Source organism: Cupriavidus sp. YR651, assembly GCF_900101625.1.
Classification (GTDB): Bacteria; Pseudomonadota; Gammaproteobacteria; order Burkholderiales; family Burkholderiaceae; genus Cupriavidus.
The window spans coordinates 60,749-77,359 of record NZ_FMYZ01000007.1 but is presented as its reverse complement, the minus strand read 5'-3'; the positions used below and the strand labels follow the sequence as shown (position 1 = coordinate 77,359).

Sequence of the window (16,611 nt, the reverse complement as noted above, 5' to 3'; positions counted from 1 at the left end):
TGATCTGAGGCGGTTTGGTGGGTTGGGATACCTAGGGCTTTCCCGAATTTGCGGGCGCTACGTCATATTTTCGGGGAAACGAACTTCCGACGTCGCTTGGGCCGTGGATATAATGTAGAAAATCTACAGATCGGGTGGCTGTTCTTGCCGCCCGGCGCCCCACCAGGAACATAGCCGCCATGTCCCAAGCCGTTCACGCCGAGGTATCTGCCGTTACGCAACGCATCATCGAACGCAGCCGTGCCAGCCGCGCCGCCTATCTCGCCCGGTGCGAGCGGGCGCAGCAGGAACTCGGGCCGCTGCGCGGGATGTCCTGTGCCAACCTGGCACACGGATACGCCGCGCTGCCCGCCGACGACAAGCTCAAGCTGCGCGTCGAGCATGCCCCGAACCTCGGCATCGTCACCGCCTACAACGACATGCTGTCGGCGCACCAGCCGTACGAGCGTTACCCTGCCGTGATCCGCGAGGCCGCGCGTGCGGTGGGTGGCGTGGCGCAGGTGGCGGGCGGCGTGCCGGCAATGTGCGATGGCATCACGCAGGGCAATGCGGGCATGGAGTTGTCGCTGTTTTCGCGCGACGCCATCGCCATGGGCACCGCGGTTGCGCTGTCGCACAACACGTTCGACGCAGCCCTGATGCTTGGCGTCTGCGACAAGATCGTGCCGGGCCTGCTGATGGGCGCGCTGCAGTTCGGGCATCTGCCGATCGTGTTCGTGCCGGCCGGCCCGATGGCTTCGGGCCTGTCGAACAAGGAAAAGGCGCGCGTGCGCCAGCTCTATGCCACGGGCCAGGTGGGCCGGGACGCGCTGCTGGAAGCCGAGTGCGCCGCCTATCACGGTGCTGGCACCTGCACGTTCTACGGCACCGCCAACAGCAACCAGTTCCTGATGGAAATCATGGGCCTGCACCTGCCGGGCTCGGCTTTCGTGCATCCGGACAGCGGCCTGCGCGATGCGCTGACGGTGGCGGCAGCTCAGCGTGCGCTGGCGCTGATCGCACGTGGCAAGGAGTACACGCCGCTCGCCAGGATCGTCGACGAACGCGCCGTCGTCAACGCGATGGTCGGCCTGCTCTCCACGGGCGGTTCCACCAACCACACGATCCACCTGGTGGCCATGGCACGCTCGGCTGGCATCGTCATCGACTGGAATGATTTCGACCGCCTGTCCGCCGTGACGCCGTTGCTGGCGCGCGTCTACCCGAATGGCTCGGCTGACGTGAACCACTTCCACGCCGCCGGCGGCGTGGCCTACGTCATCGGCCAATTGCTTGAGGCCGGCCTGCTGCACGAGGATGTGCAGACGGTCGCCGGTCCGGGCCTGGCGCGCTACACGGAGGAGCCGGTGATGACCGACGGCGCCCTGCGCTGGCGCGACGGCCCGACCACGAGTGGCGATACCGCCGTGCTGGCCCCGGCATCCGCACCGTTCTCGGCGGAAGGCGGCCTGCGGCTGATGGCCGGCAATCTCGGGCGCGGCGTGATCAAGGTTTCGGCCGTGGCGGACGAACACCGCGTGGTGGAAGCTCCGGCTCGCGTCTTCGATTCGCAGGAAGCGCTGCAGGCGGCCTTTGAGGGCGGCGAGCTGGATCGCGACGTCATTGCGGTAGTGCGCTTCCAGGGGCCGAATGCCAATGGCATGCCGGAGCTGCACCGCCTGACGCCCGCGCTGGGCGCGCTCCAGGACGCCGGCCACAAGGTGGCGCTGGTGACCGATGGCCGTATGTCGGGCGCGTCCGGCAAGGTGCCGGCCGTGATCCACGTCGGCCCCGAAGCGCTGGCCGGCGGCCCGCTCGCGCGGGTGCGCGATGGCGACTTGATCCGCGTGGATGCCGTCGCAGGCACGCTGGAATGGCTTGGCGATGCGGCGGCACAGGCCGAGTTTGCCGCGCGCACACCGGTCGCGGCGCCGGTCGATGACTTCTCGCGCTTCAGCATGGGCCGCGGGCTGTTCGGCCTGTTCCGGCGCCATGCCCGCGTCGCGGAGGAGGGCGGCAGCGCCATGGACCTGTCCGAGGCCGATGCTGCAGTGCCCGCTGTCCAAACAGCAGGACAAGTCGCACAATAGCCGGGCGCTCAGTCCCGTTTTCCGATTTCTCGTATTCCCTTGGGGCGCGGATGTTGCCCCAAGGGCACCTTCGCGCCACTTTCCGTGCGCTCGAAGGCTACCGACAAGGATGGCACCACCATCCGACCATGATCGACGGAGCAGACATGATCTATATCCTGATGGGCGTTTCCGGCAGCGGCAAGAGCACGGTGGGCGAGATGCTGGCCGGCCGCCTGCAGTGCGGCTTCCACGATGCCGATGCCTTCCACAGCGACGCCAACAAGGCGAAGATGCAAGCCGGCATCCCCCTGACTGACGAGGATCGCTGGCCGTGGCTGACCGCCATGCGCGCGGCCATCGACGCCGCCCGTGCCGAGGGCCGGACCCATGTGTTCACCTGTTCGGCGCTGCGCCAGGCCTACCGGGACCGCCTGACGCCTCCCGACGGCGGCGTGACCTTCGTCTTCATGAAGGGCGATGCGGCGACGATCGGCGGCCGACTGTCGGCGCGCACCGACCATTTCTTCAACCCGGCGCTGCTGCAGAGCCAGTTCGAAACGCTGGAGGAACCGCGGGACGCGTTGGTGCTGGACATCCGCCGTACCCCCGAGGCGCTGGTGCAGGACATCCTGGACAAATGCCCGCCGGCATCCACGGACTGCGCTGACAAGCCGTCACGCTGATCGCCGCCCCCCGGATTGCAGTACCCCGGCCAGGCGGCGAGGCGTCGCCTGGCAAACATCTTGCTAGAACCGTTTCACGTGCCGGCGCACGCGCACCCCTTGCGGGTTCTGCCGGTACGGATATGCTGAAAGAGCCAACTCGACAGGCATCGATAAACGGGCAGCCGGCCCGCCGGTGAAGGGAAACCGGGAGGCGGCAGGCGGCAGGCGCCCATTTCACGAAGGAGCGGCCATCATGGCGGCGCGGTTTTTCGACGAGATGCTGGAAGGGCGAGACGACGGAGTGGTGGCGGCCATCGAGGCCGGGCACGCACTGCCGTCAGGGGCGGTCCGGGCCCATTACCGGAGTTTTTCGGAATGGCTGGGCCGGCAGTCCGTCGCGACGATGGACAACAAGCGCGCGGAGGCGGACCTGATCTTCCGGCGCGTGGGCATCACCTTCGCCGTCTATGGCGACAAGGACGAGTCCAACAGCGGCACGGAGCGGACCATTCCGTTCGACGTGATTCCGCGCATCTTTCCGGCCAGCGAATGGGCGACGCTCGAACGCGGCTTGCGGCAGCGCGTGGCGGCGCTGAACCGCTTCATCCATGACATTTACCACGGCCAGGACATCATCCGCGCCGGCGTGATCCCGCCAGACCAGATCTACAACAATGCCCAGTACCGGCCGGAGATGCTTGGCGTCGACGTGCCGCGTGACATCTACGCCCACGTGGCGGGCATCGACGTGGTGCGCGCGGGCGAGGGCGAGTTCTACGTGCTGGAGGACAACCTGCGCGTGCCGTCCGGGGTGTCGTACATGCTGGAAAACCGCAAGATGATGATGCGGCTGTTCCCGGATCTGTTCGCCCGCAATCGTGTGGCGCCGGTCGCGCACTATCCCGACTTGCTGCTGGACATGCTGCGCAGCGTGTCGCCGCAGAACATCTCCGACCCCACCGTGGTGGTGCTGACGCCGGGCATGTACAACTCCGCGTACTTCGAGCACGCCTTCCTGGCGCAGCAGATGGGCGTGGAGCTGGTGGAGGGCAGCGATCTCTTCGTCGAGGACGATCACCTCTACATGCGCACCACGCAAGGTCCGCAACGCATCGACGTGATCTACCGCCGCGTGGATGACGACTTCCTGGACCCGCTGGCGTTCCGGCCCGATTCCTCGCTGGGCGCGGCTGGGCTGCTGTCCGTCTACCGGGCGGGCAACGTGACGATCAGCAATGCCATCGGCACGGGCGTGGCGGATGACAAGTCGATCTATCCATACGTGCCGGACATGATTCGCTTCTACCTGGGCGAGGAGGCCATTCTCTCGAACGTGCCGACCTACATGTGCCGTCGCCCCGACGACCTGCAATACGTGCTGGACCACATGGAAGACCTGGTGGTCAAGGAAACCCACGGCGCCGGCGGCTACGGCATGCTCGTGGGGCCGGCCGCCACGCGCGCCGAGATCGACCAGTTCCGCGAGGTGGTGAAGTCGCGCCCCGAGCAGTACATCGCGCAGCCCACGCTGGCGTTGTCCACGTGTCCGACCTATGTGGAATCCGGCATCGCGCCGCGCCACATCGACCTGCGGCCTTTCGTGCTGTCGGGCAAGGAGGTGCGCATGGTGCCGGGCGGGCTGACCCGCGTGGCGCTGCGTGAAGGGTCCCTGGTCGTGAACTCCTCGCAAGGGGGCGGCACCAAGGACACCTGGGTGCTGGAACGCTGAGTCGACTGTGAACGCTGATCGCCGGGAGAAACCATCATGCTGAGCCGTACCGCCGACCACCTGTTCTGGATGGCACGCTACACCGAGCGCGCGGAAAACACCGCGCGCATGCTCGACGTCAATTACCAGACCTCGCTGCTGCCGCAGTCCGCCGAGGTGGCCGAGCAGGGCTGGTGGGCGATGCTCGATATTTCCGAACTGACGCAGGCCTTCGACAACAAGTACGGGCTGCTGCACCGTGACGATGTGATCGACTTCATGGTGCGGGACATGACCAACCCGTCGTCGATCATGAGCTGCCTGCGCGCGGCGCGCGAAAACGCCCGCGCGGTGCGGGGGTCGCTGACGACCGAGGTCTGGGAGACGCTGAACACCACCTGGCTGGATGTGCAGCGCATCATCGCCGATGGCGAACTGCACGAGGACCCGTCGCGTTTCTTCGAGTGGGTCAAGTTCCGCTCGCACCTGGCGCGTGGCGTGCAGTTTGGCACCATGCTCAAGGACGACTCGTTCCACTTCATGCGCCTGGGCACGTTCCTGGAGCGGGCGGACAATACCGCGCGGATCCTCGACGTGAAGTTCCAGGCGTCGGGCAGCGACGACAGCGACTCCAACCGCGAGCAGAACGACTTCTATCACTGGGCGGCCGTCCTGCGTTCCGTGTCGGGATTCGAGGTCTATCGCAAGATCTACCGCGCTGTGATCACGCCCCAGCGGGTGGCGGAGCTGCTGATCCTGCGGCCGGACATGCCGCGGTCCCTGGTCTCCAGCCTTGACGAGGTGGTGGCGATCCTGGCGCTGGTCGCCAACCAGCAGTCGTCGGAGACCGAGCGCCAGGCTGGTAAACTCCACGCCGACCTGAAATACGCGCGCATCGACGACATCTTCGCCGTCGGCCTGCACGCCTTCCTGACCAGCTTCCTGGAACGCATAGGCGATCTCGGCAACGGTATCAGCCGGGACTTCCTCGTCCCGCTGCTGGCTGCCTAGCCGGGTGCGCGGCGCGTCACGTCGCCCGAGTCCTTGGCGCGTGACGGGCCGGGCGACGGTCGCCGCGGCGCGCCCCTTATCGTGAAATACCAGATTCATCACAAGACCGTCTACCGCTACGCCGAACCGGTCCGCCGCAGCGTGCACGAGCTGCGCCTGGCGCCCCGCTCGGGGCCGCTGCAATCCGTGCAGGCGTGGAGTTTGTCCGCGCCTGGTAGCCTGTCCGAAGCCCGCGACGGCTTTGGCAACATCATTCACAACTTCACGCTGGCTGGCCCGGCCCGCACCATCGCGATTACCGCCACCGGCGAGGTGGAAGTGATGTCGACGCAATCCGGCGACGCTGGCGGCCACCACGCCTTTCACGATTTGCCCGATGCCGGCGAGTCGCGCGTGTCGCCGCTGTACTTCGCGGGCAGCACGGCGTTGACCCATGCGCCGGCCGACATGCGGGCGTTTGCGGCACCCTTTCTCGCTGCAGGTCACGAGGTGCCGGCATTGCTGGCGCTGGCCGACGGCATCGCCGGCCGCGTCGGCTACAAGGCCAACACCACCGACGTGGCGACCACGGCCGCGGACGCCTTCCGCCTGGGCAGCGGGGTCTGCCAGGACCAGGCGCAGGTGATGGTGGCGGCCTGCCGCGCATTCGGTATTCCCGCCCGCTATGTCAGTGGTTACTTCTACGATCCGGCTGCTACCGAGCTGGCCAGCCACGCCTGGGCCGACGTCTGCCTGGACGCCGGGCGCGCGCTCTGGTGCAGCATCGACGTGACGCACCGCTGCCTGACCGATGGCCGCCACGTACGCCTTGCCGTGGGGCGCGACTACGCGTCGGCGGCACCAATCCGGGGCATTGTGGAGGGCGGCGCAGGCGAAACCATGGAAGTCGACATCGCCATCACCCCGTTGGCCTGAGCAATCGTGCGCCCCCGGCGCCGGCCGTGGCATTCAAACGGTGCGTGCGGGCCTCGCCCGGGGCGCTAGAATGCAAGCTTGCTCCGCGTCGCCGTCCCTTGGCGAGCCGCGAAAACCAACATCAGATCTCATGACGTACTGCGTAGCCATGCGGCTGGATGCCGGCCTGGTATTTCTGTCCGATTCCCGTACCAACGCCGGCGTGGATGCCATTTCCATCGCCCGCAAGATGACCGTGTTCGAAGAACCGGGCGACCGCGTGATGGTGCTGCTGACCGCAGGCAACCTCGCGATCAGCCAGTCCGTGCGGCAATGCCTGGTCGAAGGCCGTGACGAGAAGCGGTCGCTGTGGACCGCGCGCGACATGTTCGAGGCCGCATCGATCGTCGGTGACGCCGTCCGCACCGTGCACAAGCGCGACGCCCACGCGCTGCGCGACGCGGGCATCGAGTTCAATGTCAGCCTGATTTTCGGCGGCCAGATTCGCGGCGAGCGCACGCGCCTGTTCAATATCTACGCGGCCGGCAATTTCGTCGAAGCCACGCCGGAGACCTGCTACTTCCAGATTGGCGAGGCGAAGTACGGCAAGCCGATCATCGACCGCGTGGTATCGCCGTCGCTGCCGCTGGGCGAGGCCGCCAAATGCGCGCTGATCTCGATGGATTCCACGCTGAAGTCGAATATCTCGGTGGGCTTGCCGCTGGACCTGCTGGTCTATGAGGGCGACTCGCTGCAGGTGACGCGCTTCGTCAACATCGATGAGAAGAACGCGTATTTCCGCATGATCCGCGACACCTGGGGGCAGCGTCTGCGCCAGGTGTTCGGCGAGATCTGTAACCCGGAGTGGGACGCCAGCCAGCCGGCGGAGTTTCCGCTCGCGCGCGACGAGGCGGACCGCTGGGGCCAGCCGGTCCGCGCCCGGCACGATCGCGGCTGATCGGGGCCGATCGGGCCGCACCGCCGCAGGTTGTCGGCGCGGCGGCACCCCGGCGCCGCTATCGCTTCTATCGCCCCGTCTCCCATATCGTTCAACGCAGTCGACTTTCATTCGAGGACGCCGCAATGCGCGACATCCTGCTGTTCTCCCATGCCAACGGGTTTCCGGTGCGCACGTATCGCAAACTGTTCGGCGCGCTGGAAGATGAATTCGAGATTCACGCCGTGGAGCGCTTTGGCCACGATCCGAAGTACCCCGTCACGCGCGAGTGGCCGCACCTGGTGGACGAGCTGCTTGGCCAACTGGACCGGGCGGGCCGCGAGGGTGCCGATCCCAGGCAGGTCTGGCTGGTCGGTCATTCGCTGGGCGGCTTCCTGTCGCTGATGGCCTCGCTGCGCCGGCCTGCACGCGTGCGCGGCGTGGTCATGCTCGATTCGCCGATCATCGCCGGCTGGCGCGCATCGCTGCTCCGGGCGTCCCAGATCTTCGGACTCGACGAGAAGCCGGGGCCGGCGGCGGTCACCAAGAAGCGTCGCACGCACTGGCCCGATGCCGAGGCTGTCTGGAGCCATTTCCAGTCGAAGAAGAACTTCGCGATCTGGGACCCCGAGGTGTTGCGCGACTACACCGAGCACGGCACGGAGCCGACCGGCCGCGCGGCGGAACGCAAGCTGCGCTTCGACCGCGAGGTGGAGTACCAGATCTATCGCACGCTGCCGACCAGTCTCGGACGCAAGGTGGCGCGCGGCTCGCCGGTGCCGGTCGGGTTTATCGCCGGCACGCGTTCGCGCGAGGTGAGGCAGGCCGGACTGGGCGCGACGCGGCGGCTGGTGGGCGAGCGCCTGCGCTTCATCGAGGGTGGCCATCTCTATCCCATGGAGAAGCCGCTGGAGACCGCGGACCTGGTACGCGACCTGATCGGGGCAATGCGCCGGGACGGACGGTAAGTCTGGAAGGAAAGACCGGAGGGTGAGGCGGGCGGCAGGGCGCGGGGCGGCGGCGATTCTGGCTGCGCCTTGGGCCGAGGCAGGCGGGCAGTGGCCGCCGGCGCCCGTCGGTGCGGCGGAAGCGTCGCAACCGCGGGGTTGCACCCGGTTGTCACAATTTCCGGGTCCGCGCGAAACGGGGTCTCATGTATAATCCCGATTTCCCCGGCAAGCTCGGTTTATGACCAAATTCGTCTTCGTCACCGGTGGCGTCGTCTCTTCTCTCGGCAAGGGCATCGCTGCTGCTTCGCTCGCGGCCATTCTCGAGTCGCGCGGCCTCAAAGTCACCCTCCTCAAGCTCGATCCCTACATCAACGTCGACCCCGGCACGATGAGCCCTTTCCAGCATGGCGAGGTGTTCGTGACCGAGGATGGCGCTGAAACCGACCTGGATCTGGGTCACTATGAGCGCTTCGTATCGGCCAAGATGCGGAAGTCGAACAATTTCACGACCGGCCAGATCTACGAATCCGTGATCCGCAAGGAACGCCGCGGCGAGTACCTCGGCAAGACCGTGCAGGTCATTCCCCACATCACCAACGAAATCCAGGCCTTCGTGGAACGCGGCGCCGCCGCTTCGCATGACGGCAAGGCCGACGTGGCCCTGGTGGAAATCGGTGGCACGGTGGGCGACATCGAATCGCTGCCGTTCCTGGAAGCCGCGCGCCAGATGAGCCTGCGCATGGGCCGCAACCACTGCGCGTTCGTGCACCTGACGCTGGTGCCGTTCATCGCCAGCGCCGGCGAGCTCAAGACCAAGCCGACCCAGCACTCGGTGCAGAAGCTGCGCGAAATCGGCATCTCGCCGACGGCGCTGCTGTGCCGCGCCGATCGTCCGATCCCGGATGACGAGCGCGCCAAGATTTCCCTGTTTGCGAACATCCCGCAGGAAGCCGTGATTTCGGTGTGGGACGCGGACAGCATCTACAAGATCCCGCAGATGCTCAACGAGCAGGGCCTGGACCGCCTGATCTGCGAGGAACTGCGCCTGGATCCCAAGCCGGCCGACCTGTCGATGTGGCAGAAGCTGGTCAACGCGCAGGAAAACCCCGAGCACGAGATCACGATCGGCATGGTCGGCAAGTACGTCGACCTGACGGAATCGTACAAGTCCCTGATCGAGGCGCTGCGTCACGCCGGCATGCACACCGCCACGCGTGTGAACATCGAATACATCGATTCGGAAGAACTGGAATCGGGTCACCTGGAAGTCCTGCAGCCGCTGGACGCGATCCTGGTGCCGGGCGGCTTCGGCAAGCGCGGCACGGAAGGCAAGATTCGCGCGATCCAGTATGCCCGCGAGAACAAGGTTCCGTACCTGGGCATCTGCCTGGGCATGCAGCTGGCCGTGATCGAGTTCGCGCGTCACGTGGCCAACATGAACGACGCCAACTCGACCGAGTTCAACGTGGAAACCGAACACCCGGTGGTCGCGCTGATCACCGAGTGGGTGGACCGTGAAGGCCGCGTCGAGCAGCGTTCGGCCGATTCCGACCTGGGCGGCACGATGCGCCTGGGCGCCCAGCGCGTGCCGGTCAAGTCGGGCACCAAGGCCGGTCAGATCTATGGCGCGGAAGTCAACGAGCGTCACCGCCACCGCTACGAAGTCAACAACCACTACGTGCCGATGCTGGAAAACGCCGGCATGGTGATCTCGGCCCGCACCCCGACGGAAAACCTGCCGGAGATGATGGAGCTGCCCGAGTCCCTGCACCCGTGGTTCGTTGGCGTGCAGTTCCACCCGGAATTCACGTCCACGCCGCGTGATGGCCATCCGCTGTTCAATGCCTACGTGGAAGCCGCGCTGGCCAGCCAGCAGCGCAAGGGCGCCTGAGCCCGCGGACGAAGGAGTCAGCCATGAAACTGTGTGGATTCGACGTCGGCCTCGACAAGCCGTTCTTCCTGATTGCCGGTCCGTGCGTGATCGAGTCCGAGCAGATGGCGCTGGACACGGCCGGAGAGCTGAAGGCGATCACGGCCGAACTGGGCATCCCGTTCATCTACAAGTCGTCTTTCGACAAGGCCAACCGGTCGTCGGGCAAGTCGTTCCGCGGCCTCGGCATGGAGCGCGGCCTCGAAATCCTGGCGACCGTGAAGCGCGAAATCGGCGTGCCGGTGCTGACCGACATCCACGAGATCGACGAGATCAAGCCCGTCGCCGCCGTAGTGGACGTGCTGCAGACGCCGGCGTTCCTGTGCCGCCAGACGGATTTCATCCGTGCCTGCGCCCAGAGCGGCCGGCCGGTGAACATCAAGAAGGGCCAGTTCCTGGCGCCGCACGACATGAAGAACGTGATCGACAAGGCGCGCGACGCGGCTCGCGAGGCCGGTCTGCCGGACGACGTGTTCATGGCCTGCGAGCGTGGTGTCTCCTTCGGCTACAACAACCTCGTCTCCGACATGCGATCGCTGGCGATCATGCGCGAAACCGGTGCGCCGGTCGTGTTTGATGCCACCCACTCGGTGCAGCTGCCCGGCGGGCAGGGCACCAGTTCGGGCGGCCAGCGCGAGTTTGTGCCGGTGCTGTCGCGTGCCGCGGTGGCTACCGGCGTGTCGGGTCTCTTCATGGAGACGCACCCGGACCCGAGCAAGGCGATGTCGGATGGCCCCAACGCCGTGCCGCTGTCGCGCATGAAGGAACTGCTGAGCGTGCTGAAGGACCTGGATACCCTGGTCAAGCGCGCCGGCTTCCTGGAAGATAATTTCGGCTGGCCGGCCTGCGCCTGAGCCTGTCGTGGCACCCGCCGCCCGCGTCACCCGCGGGCGGTGTCGCTTCCGGTACCCGCTTCTGGCACCGTTTCTGGCGATGCTTCAAGTGATGACGTACCGTATCGAAAGACAATACAAAAGATTCGGAGATAACGCATGGCCGCCGGCTATATCATCGCGTACGTCGATGTGACAGATCCCCAGCAGTACGAGCAGTACAAGGTGCTTTCCACGCGGGCCATGCAGGCCAACGGCGCAGAGGTGCTGGTGCGTGGCGGCAAGACCGAGCCGCTCGAGGGCGATTGGGCGCCCACGCGCGTCGTGTTGCTGAAGTTCGAGAGCTACGCGGCCGCCAAGGCCTTCTACGACAGCGAGGAATACCTGGCCGCGCGCAAGTCGCGCGAGCACGCCGCGAAGATGAACATGATCGTCGTCGAGGGCGCCTGACGTCATCGCCAGGCCCCTTGGGGTGCGACCGGCGCGCCCCGCTTCTGATGTATTGGCCGCAAAGCAGCAAGATTCAACAGTCCAGAGAGGAAATATGAGTGCAATCGTAGATATCATCGGTCGCGAAGTTCTCGACTCGCGCGGCAATCCCACCGTCGAATGCGACGTGCTGCTGGAATCCGGCGTGATGGGCCGCGCCGCCGTGCCGTCGGGTGCATCGACGGGCTCGCGCGAAGCCATCGAACTGCGTGACGGCGACAAGTCGCGCTACCTGGGCAAGGGCGTGCTGAAGGCCGTCGAGCACATCAACACCGAGATCTCCGAGGCGATCATGGGCCTGGACGCCTCCGAGCAGGCCTTCCTGGACCGCACCCTGATCGACCTGGATGGCACCGAGAACAAGGGCCGCCTGGGCGCCAACGCCATGCTGGCCGTGTCGATGGCCGTGGCCAAGGCCGCCGCCGAGGAAGCCGGCCTGCCGCTGTACCGCTACTTCGGCGGTTCGGGCGCCATGCAGATGCCGGTGCCGATGATGAACATCGTCAACGGTGGCGCGCACGCCAACAACAGCCTGGATATCCAGGAATTCATGATCATGCCGGTGTCGCAGACGAGCTTCCGTGAAGCCCTGCGTTGCGGCGCCGAAGTGTTCCACGCGCTGAAGAAGATCCTGGCCGACAAGGGCATGTCCACCGCCGTGGGCGACGAAGGCGGCTTCGCACCGAACTTCTCGTCGAACGAGGAATGCCTGAACACCGTGGTGCAGGCCATCGAGAAGGCTGGCTACAAGGCCGGTGAAGACGTGCTGCTGGCGCTGGACTGCGCCGCGAGCGAGTTCTACCACGAGGCCGAAGACGTGTACCAGCTGGAAGGCGAAGGCCTGAAGCTGTCGTCGACGCAGTTTGCCGACTACCTGGCCAACCTGTGCGACAAGTTCCCGATCGTGTCGATCGAGGACGGCATGGCCGAAGGCGACTGGGACGGCTGGAAGACGCTGACCGAGAAGCTGGGCACCCGCGTGCAGCTGGTGGGTGACGATCTGTTCGTGACCAACACCAAGATCCTGAAGGAAGGCATCGAGCGCGGCATCGGCAATTCGATCCTCATCAAGATCAACCAGATCGGCACGCTGACGGAAACGTTCGCCGCCATCGAAATGGCCAAGCGCGCCGGTTACACGGCCGTGATCTCGCACCGTTCGGGCGAGACCGAGGACAGCACGATCGCCGACATCGCCGTGGGCACCAACGCTGGCCAGATCAAGACCGGTTCGCTGTCGCGTTCGGACCGTATCTCGAAGTACAACCAGTTGCTGCGCATCGAGGAAGATCTGGGCGACATCGCCACGTACCCGGGCAAGAGCGCGTTCTACAACCTGCGCTAAGTCCAGCATTAGGGAAAACTGAAAAAGGCGCCGCACCGGTATTCCGGGCGGCGCCTTTTTCTATGGCGCGGCCGCCACGGTCGGGCGTCCACGCGCGCCGAGTTGCGTTTTGTATTGTCTTTTGTTTTGCAATCTTCGGCCGCATGGGAGATCATTGGTCCCGGTTGTCCGCCGGACCGCTGCCAATCGGATATTTCCGGCCCCGCTTGGCCTTTGCTTCCTAGCGCCCTCTTGCCCCGATGCGCCTGATTTCCCTGCTGTTGTTCGTGCTGCTGCTCGCCATTCAGTACCCGCTCTGGCTGGGAAAAGGCGGCTGGTTGCGCGTCTGGGATCTCAACCGCCAGGTGCAGGATCAAACCACGCACAATCAGGCGCTCAAGCTGCGCAATGCCAAGCTGGAAGGGGAAGTGAAGGATCTTCAGGATGGCACCGGTGCCATCGAGGAACGTGCCCGCTATGAGCTGGGCATGGTGAAGGAAGGCGAGGTGTTCGTGCAGTTCGTGGCCCCGGCCCCGAAGGTCAGCGCCACGCCACCCCTGCCGCCGCCAGCCAATTCGGTAGCCGGCAAGGGCGGCCACTAGGACGTTTTTTCTTAAGAGGCGCTACCGGTCGGGTTACCACCAGTACGGATAGCCGCCCCAGCCCCAGTATCCGGGGCTTCCCACGCTGACGCTGCCTCCCCAGCGGCCTCCGCCCCATCCGCCGTAGAACAGACTCCAGCTCGTATTCGGGTAGGCATAGGCCGCCCGCGCCCAGGCTTCTGCCTGTTGCTGCTGGGCAATTGCCGATTCCTGTTCACGCAGCACCTGCTGGTTCAGCTCGGCGAGCTTCTGCCCATCTTCGGGCGTGATCGGCGCCGGCGGGATGGCGTTGGGCGCCAGCCGGGCGGTCATCGGCGATCCGTTGAAGTCGCGCGGCAGGTCCGCCGCGCAGCCCGCCATCAGGGCGCCGGCCAGTGCCGCGACGCCGGCCAGTGCCGTACCGCGCAGGCGTGGGGAAAGTCGGGAAGAGCGGGGAGGGTGGGAAGAGCGGGAAGGGCGGGTGGGCGTGTACATATCAGCCTCCGATGAAGTCCGGTGCCATGAAATCATGCCATTGGACCCGTCCCGCCACGCGCTCGGTTCCGCACCGTGCTCAGTGGTGCTGATGGGCCCCGTCGCCCGCGCCGGTGGCCACGGGCGCGGTGAACAGTTGCGCGCTGTCGACCGGATCGAACTCGTAGCGCTGGCCGCAGAAGTCGCAATGGATTTCCACATGGCCGCGCTCGGCGATGATGCTTTCCACCTCGGCCTGGCCCAGCGACTGCAGCATGCCCGCCACCTTGGCGCGCGAGCACGAGCATTGGAAATGCGGCGTGAGCGGATCGAACACGCGCAGGCCCGTAGCTTGCAGATCTTCCCAGAACAGGCGGCGCAGCAGCGTGTCCGGCGATTCGGCAAGCAGTTCCTCATCCTTCAGCGTGGCGCCGAGCTGGCACGCGCGGTCCCAGGTGTCCAGGTCCTGCGCACGGCCTTCGTCGCCCAGCGGCGCGCCGGTCTCGCCGACCTGTGCCGGCTGGCTGCCCTGGCCTTCCATCGTGCCGCCATACGACGGCAGCTTCTGCAGCAGCATGCCCGCCGCGACCTGGTCGTTCGAGGCCAGCCACAGGCGCGTGTCGAGCTGTTCGGACGCCTGCATGTAATGCTCCAGCACGGCCCCCATCGTCGCCAGCGGGCCGTGTTCGTCCGACAGCGGCACGATGCCCTGGTACGCCTGCTGGCCCGGCAGCTTGTCCTGCGGATCCAGCGTGATGGCAAAGCGGCCGTGTCCGTGGACGTTGACCAGTTGCGTGAGCGTGGCGTCATCGGCGACGTCCGCGCCTTCGGCAATCTTGGCCGTGGCGCGCATCGAGAGGTCGGACAGGCACTCGACGACCAGCATTCTCACCGGGCCATCGCCGTGCAGTTGCATCACCAGCGCGCCATTGAACTTGAGGTTGGCCGAAAGCAGCGCCGCGGCCGCCATCATCTCGCCCAGCAGGCGCCTCACCGGTGCCGGGTAGGCGTGGCGGTTCAGCACCTCTTGCCAGGTAGCCTCCATGCGGACCAGCTCGCCGCGCACAGGTGCCGCGTCGAACAGGAATTTCTGGAGAAGGTCGGGATTGGAGGATGCGGTCACGGTCGTAATCAGTCGGTCAGTCGGTTGGGCTGACGGGCAAACGCGCCAGCCAGCCGGTCTTTCATCAGTCAATACGCTTCAGTTCGGTCTTGTACATGGCCTGCCGTTTCGCATACGTTTCCGCGTTGCGGTACAGGTTGGCCACGTCGGCATCGGTCAGCTCACGCACCACCTTGGCCGGTGCGCCGAGGATCAGCGAGCGATCCGGGAACACCTTGTTTTCGGTCACCACGGCACCGGCGCCCACCAGGCATTCCTTGCCGATCACGGCGCCGTTGAGCACCACGGCCTGGATGCCGATCAGCGAGCCTTCGCCCACCGTGCAGCCGTGCAGCATGGCCTGGTGGCCAACCGACACCTTGTCGCCCAGCGTCAGCGGGCGGCCCGGGTCGGTATGGAGCACGGAGCCTTCCTGGATATTGGTGTCCTCGCCCACCACGATCGGTTCGTTGTCGCCGCGGATCACCACGCCGGGCCACGCGCTGGCGCGCGCCTTGAGCGTCACGTTGCCGATGACGGTGGCTTCCGCCGCCACATAGGCGTCGTGGTGGATGGTCGGGGCGATGTCGCCGAGCTGGTAAAGCGCCATGAGGTCTCCTGCCTGAAGCAATTTTGGGTAATTGGGGGTGGCCGTCGCGAATAAAAGAGCACGTGTGATGCACCGGGAGTGGACCCGGCCAGGCTCTACAATGGCGGCAGCCGAGATTTTACGCCTATGCCAGCCATCGTACCCGCCGCAGATTCACACGATTCGCCACGTTTGCCGCACTTGCCACGCTTGACGCGTCAAGGCGCGCTCGACGTCCTGTGCATGACCGATGCCAGGGCCAAGGCGACCGCCGCACGGGCCCTGTACGCGGCGGTGCTGGCGGAAGGGGGCGGCGAGGGGGAAGCCGAGGGGGAAGCCGAGGGGGAAGCCGAGGGGGATGGCGGGGCGGATGCCGTGGCGATCCTGGCTGCCGATCCGGCGTTGCCGCTGCCGGGCCGGCCCGCACGCCCGGAGCTGGTGCCGCCGCAGAAGGTGGAGCGGCGCCGGTCGCTGCGTACCGATGGCGGCCGTGCGGCGATGATTCACGCGCTTTGCCATATCGAATTCAACGCAATCAACCTCGCGCTCGATGCCGTCTGGCGCTTCGCCGGCATGCCGCCCAGGTTCTACCGCGACTGGCTGCGCGTGGCCGACGAGGAAGCGCTGCATTTCACGCTGCTGGCCGACCATCTGGGTACGCTGGGTGCCGCCTACGGCGATTTTCCGGCCCACAACAGCCTCTGGGAAATGGCCGACAAGACCGCCGGCGACGTACTGGCGCGCATGGCGCTGGTGCCGCGCACCCTGGAGGCGCGTGGGCTCGACGCCTCGCCGCCGGTCCGGGCGAAGCTGGCCGAGGCGGGCGACGAAGCCGCCGCCGCGATCATCGACATCATCCTGCGCGACGAAGTGGGCCACGTGGCCATCGGCAACCACTGGTACCGCTGGCTGTGCGCGCAGCGTGGGCTGGACCCGGTGGCCACCTATGCCGCGCTGGCCGAGCAATACCGCGCGCCGAAGCTGCGCGGTCCATTCAATCTCGACGCCCGCCGTGCGGCGGGATTCGACGAGGAGGAACTGGCCTGGCTGGAGGCGTCGGCGGGCTGAGCCGC

16 protein-coding genes are annotated in these 16,611 nt (G+C 66.3%); 13 read left to right on the top strand and 3 right to left on the bottom strand.

Features of this window, described 5'->3' with window-relative positions; translation table 11 throughout:
* The first annotated feature begins 179 nt into the window (after nt 1–179).
* From edd to ftsB, 12 genes are all read left to right on the top strand, one after another.
* Complete coding sequence (gene edd / locus BLR29_RS19540) at nt 180–2,069, top strand: phosphogluconate dehydratase (RefSeq protein WP_092138695.1); 1,890 nt, start codon at nt 180–182, stop codon at nt 2,067–2,069.
* 146 nt (nt 2,070–2,215) lie between these two features.
* Nucleotides 2,216–2,734 (top strand): gluconokinase, encoded by a 519-nt coding sequence (locus tag BLR29_RS19535; protein ID WP_092138694.1) that lies wholly within the window; start codon nt 2,216–2,218, stop codon nt 2,732–2,734.
* Nucleotides 2,735–2,969: 235 nt separating this feature from the next.
* Nucleotides 2,970–4,445: a circularly permuted type 2 ATP-grasp protein gene (locus BLR29_RS19530; protein ID WP_092138693.1), complete on the top strand. Its 1,476-nt coding sequence runs from the start codon at nt 2,970–2,972 to the stop codon at nt 4,443–4,445.
* 36 nt (nt 4,446–4,481) lie between these two features.
* The gene (locus tag BLR29_RS19525) at nt 4,482–5,435 is read left to right on the top strand and encodes an alpha-E domain-containing protein (protein ID WP_092138692.1); all 954 of its coding nucleotides are present in this window, start codon (nt 4,482–4,484) and stop codon (nt 5,433–5,435) included.
* Between the two features lie 81 nt (nt 5,436–5,516).
* Nucleotides 5,517–6,350 carry a transglutaminase family protein gene (locus BLR29_RS19520; RefSeq protein ID WP_092139138.1) on the top strand — a complete coding sequence of 278 codons (834 nt, stop codon included), beginning with the start codon at nt 5,517–5,519 and terminating at the stop codon, nt 6,348–6,350.
* Between the two features lie 130 nt (nt 6,351–6,480).
* On the top strand, nt 6,481–7,287 hold the full coding sequence (locus tag BLR29_RS19515) for a proteasome-type protease (protein ID WP_176860999.1): 807 nt from the start codon (nt 6,481–6,483) through the stop codon (nt 7,285–7,287).
* 125 nt (nt 7,288–7,412) lie between these two features.
* Entirely contained in the window at nt 7,413–8,234 is an 822-nt protein-coding gene (locus tag BLR29_RS19510) for an alpha/beta fold hydrolase (protein ID WP_092138691.1), read from the top strand.
* Between the two features lie 220 nt (nt 8,235–8,454).
* Complete coding sequence (locus BLR29_RS19505; protein WP_092138690.1) at nt 8,455–10,107, top strand: CTP synthase; 1,653 nt, start codon at nt 8,455–8,457, stop codon at nt 10,105–10,107.
* 23 nt (nt 10,108–10,130) lie between these two features.
* The gene (gene kdsA, locus BLR29_RS19500; protein WP_092138689.1) at nt 10,131–11,000 is read left to right on the top strand and encodes a 3-deoxy-8-phosphooctulonate synthase; all 870 of its coding nucleotides are present in this window, start codon (nt 10,131–10,133) and stop codon (nt 10,998–11,000) included.
* A 138-nt stretch (nt 11,001–11,138) separates the two neighbouring features.
* Nucleotides 11,139–11,429, top strand: coding sequence for a DUF1330 domain-containing protein (locus BLR29_RS19495; protein WP_092138688.1), 291 nt, complete (start codon nt 11,139–11,141; stop codon nt 11,427–11,429).
* 94 nt (nt 11,430–11,523) lie between these two features.
* On the top strand, nt 11,524–12,813 hold the full coding sequence (gene eno, locus BLR29_RS19490; RefSeq protein ID WP_092138687.1) for a phosphopyruvate hydratase: 1,290 nt from the start codon (nt 11,524–11,526) through the stop codon (nt 12,811–12,813).
* A gap of 239 nt (nt 12,814–13,052) precedes the next feature.
* Complete coding sequence (ftsB, locus tag BLR29_RS19485; RefSeq protein ID WP_092138686.1) at nt 13,053–13,394, top strand: cell division protein FtsB; 342 nt, start codon at nt 13,053–13,055, stop codon at nt 13,392–13,394.
* A 33-nt stretch (nt 13,395–13,427) separates the two neighbouring features.
* Here ftsB and BLR29_RS19480 read toward each other — a convergent pair whose 3' ends face one another.
* The 3 genes from BLR29_RS19480 to BLR29_RS19470 form a co-directional block, all read right to left on the bottom strand.
* The gene (locus tag BLR29_RS19480; RefSeq protein ID WP_092138685.1) at nt 13,428–13,754 is read right to left on the bottom strand and encodes a hypothetical protein; all 327 of its coding nucleotides are present in this window, start codon (nt 13,752–13,754) and stop codon (nt 13,428–13,430) included.
* A 193-nt stretch (nt 13,755–13,947) separates the two neighbouring features.
* On the bottom strand, nt 13,948–14,970 hold the full coding sequence (locus tag BLR29_RS19475; RefSeq protein ID WP_092138684.1) for an Hsp33 family molecular chaperone HslO: 1,023 nt from the start codon (nt 14,968–14,970) through the stop codon (nt 13,948–13,950).
* Between the two features lie 64 nt (nt 14,971–15,034).
* Nucleotides 15,035–15,559: a gamma carbonic anhydrase family protein gene (locus BLR29_RS19470; RefSeq protein ID WP_092138683.1), complete on the bottom strand. Its 525-nt coding sequence runs from the start codon at nt 15,557–15,559 to the stop codon at nt 15,035–15,037.
* Between the two features lie 126 nt (nt 15,560–15,685).
* Between BLR29_RS19470 and BLR29_RS19465 the strand changes: the two genes are divergently transcribed.
* Nucleotides 15,686–16,606 (top strand): ferritin-like domain-containing protein, encoded by a 921-nt coding sequence (locus BLR29_RS19465; protein ID WP_092138682.1) that lies wholly within the window; start codon nt 15,686–15,688, stop codon nt 16,604–16,606.
* The last annotated feature ends 5 nt before the right edge of the window (nt 16,607–16,611 follow it).

What these genes read in the sequence shown, in the direction of transcription:
- BLR29_RS19515 (WP_176860999.1), top strand. Translation starts at nt 6,481, where the DNA reads ATGACGTACTGCGTAGCCATGCGGCTGGATGCCGGCCTGGTATTTCTG.
- BLR29_RS19495 (WP_092138688.1), top strand. Translation starts at nt 11,139, where the DNA reads ATGGCCGCCGGCTATATCATCGCGTACGTCGATGTGACAGATCCCCAG.
- ftsB (WP_092138686.1), top strand. Translation starts at nt 13,053, where the DNA reads ATGCGCCTGATTTCCCTGCTGTTGTTCGTGCTGCTGCTCGCCATTCAG.
- kdsA (WP_092138689.1), top strand. Translation starts at nt 10,131, where the DNA reads ATGAAACTGTGTGGATTCGACGTCGGCCTCGACAAGCCGTTCTTCCTG.
- BLR29_RS19470 (WP_092138683.1), bottom strand. Translation starts at nt 15,559, where the DNA reads ATGGCGCTTTACCAGCTCGGCGACATCGCCCCGACCATCCACCACGAC.
- edd (WP_092138695.1), top strand. Translation starts at nt 180, where the DNA reads ATGTCCCAAGCCGTTCACGCCGAGGTATCTGCCGTTACGCAACGCATC.
- BLR29_RS19525 (WP_092138692.1), top strand. Translation starts at nt 4,482, where the DNA reads ATGCTGAGCCGTACCGCCGACCACCTGTTCTGGATGGCACGCTACACC.
- BLR29_RS19535 (WP_092138694.1), top strand. Translation starts at nt 2,216, where the DNA reads ATGATCTATATCCTGATGGGCGTTTCCGGCAGCGGCAAGAGCACGGTG.
- eno (WP_092138687.1), top strand. Translation starts at nt 11,524, where the DNA reads ATGAGTGCAATCGTAGATATCATCGGTCGCGAAGTTCTCGACTCGCGC.
- BLR29_RS19480 (WP_092138685.1), bottom strand. Translation starts at nt 13,754, where the DNA reads ATGGCGGGCTGCGCGGCGGACCTGCCGCGCGACTTCAACGGATCGCCG.
- BLR29_RS19510 (WP_092138691.1), top strand. Translation starts at nt 7,413, where the DNA reads ATGCGCGACATCCTGCTGTTCTCCCATGCCAACGGGTTTCCGGTGCGC.
- BLR29_RS19505 (WP_092138690.1), top strand. Translation starts at nt 8,455, where the DNA reads ATGACCAAATTCGTCTTCGTCACCGGTGGCGTCGTCTCTTCTCTCGGC.
- BLR29_RS19465 (WP_092138682.1), top strand. Translation starts at nt 15,686, where the DNA reads ATGCCAGCCATCGTACCCGCCGCAGATTCACACGATTCGCCACGTTTG.
- BLR29_RS19530 (WP_092138693.1), top strand. Translation starts at nt 2,970, where the DNA reads ATGGCGGCGCGGTTTTTCGACGAGATGCTGGAAGGGCGAGACGACGGA.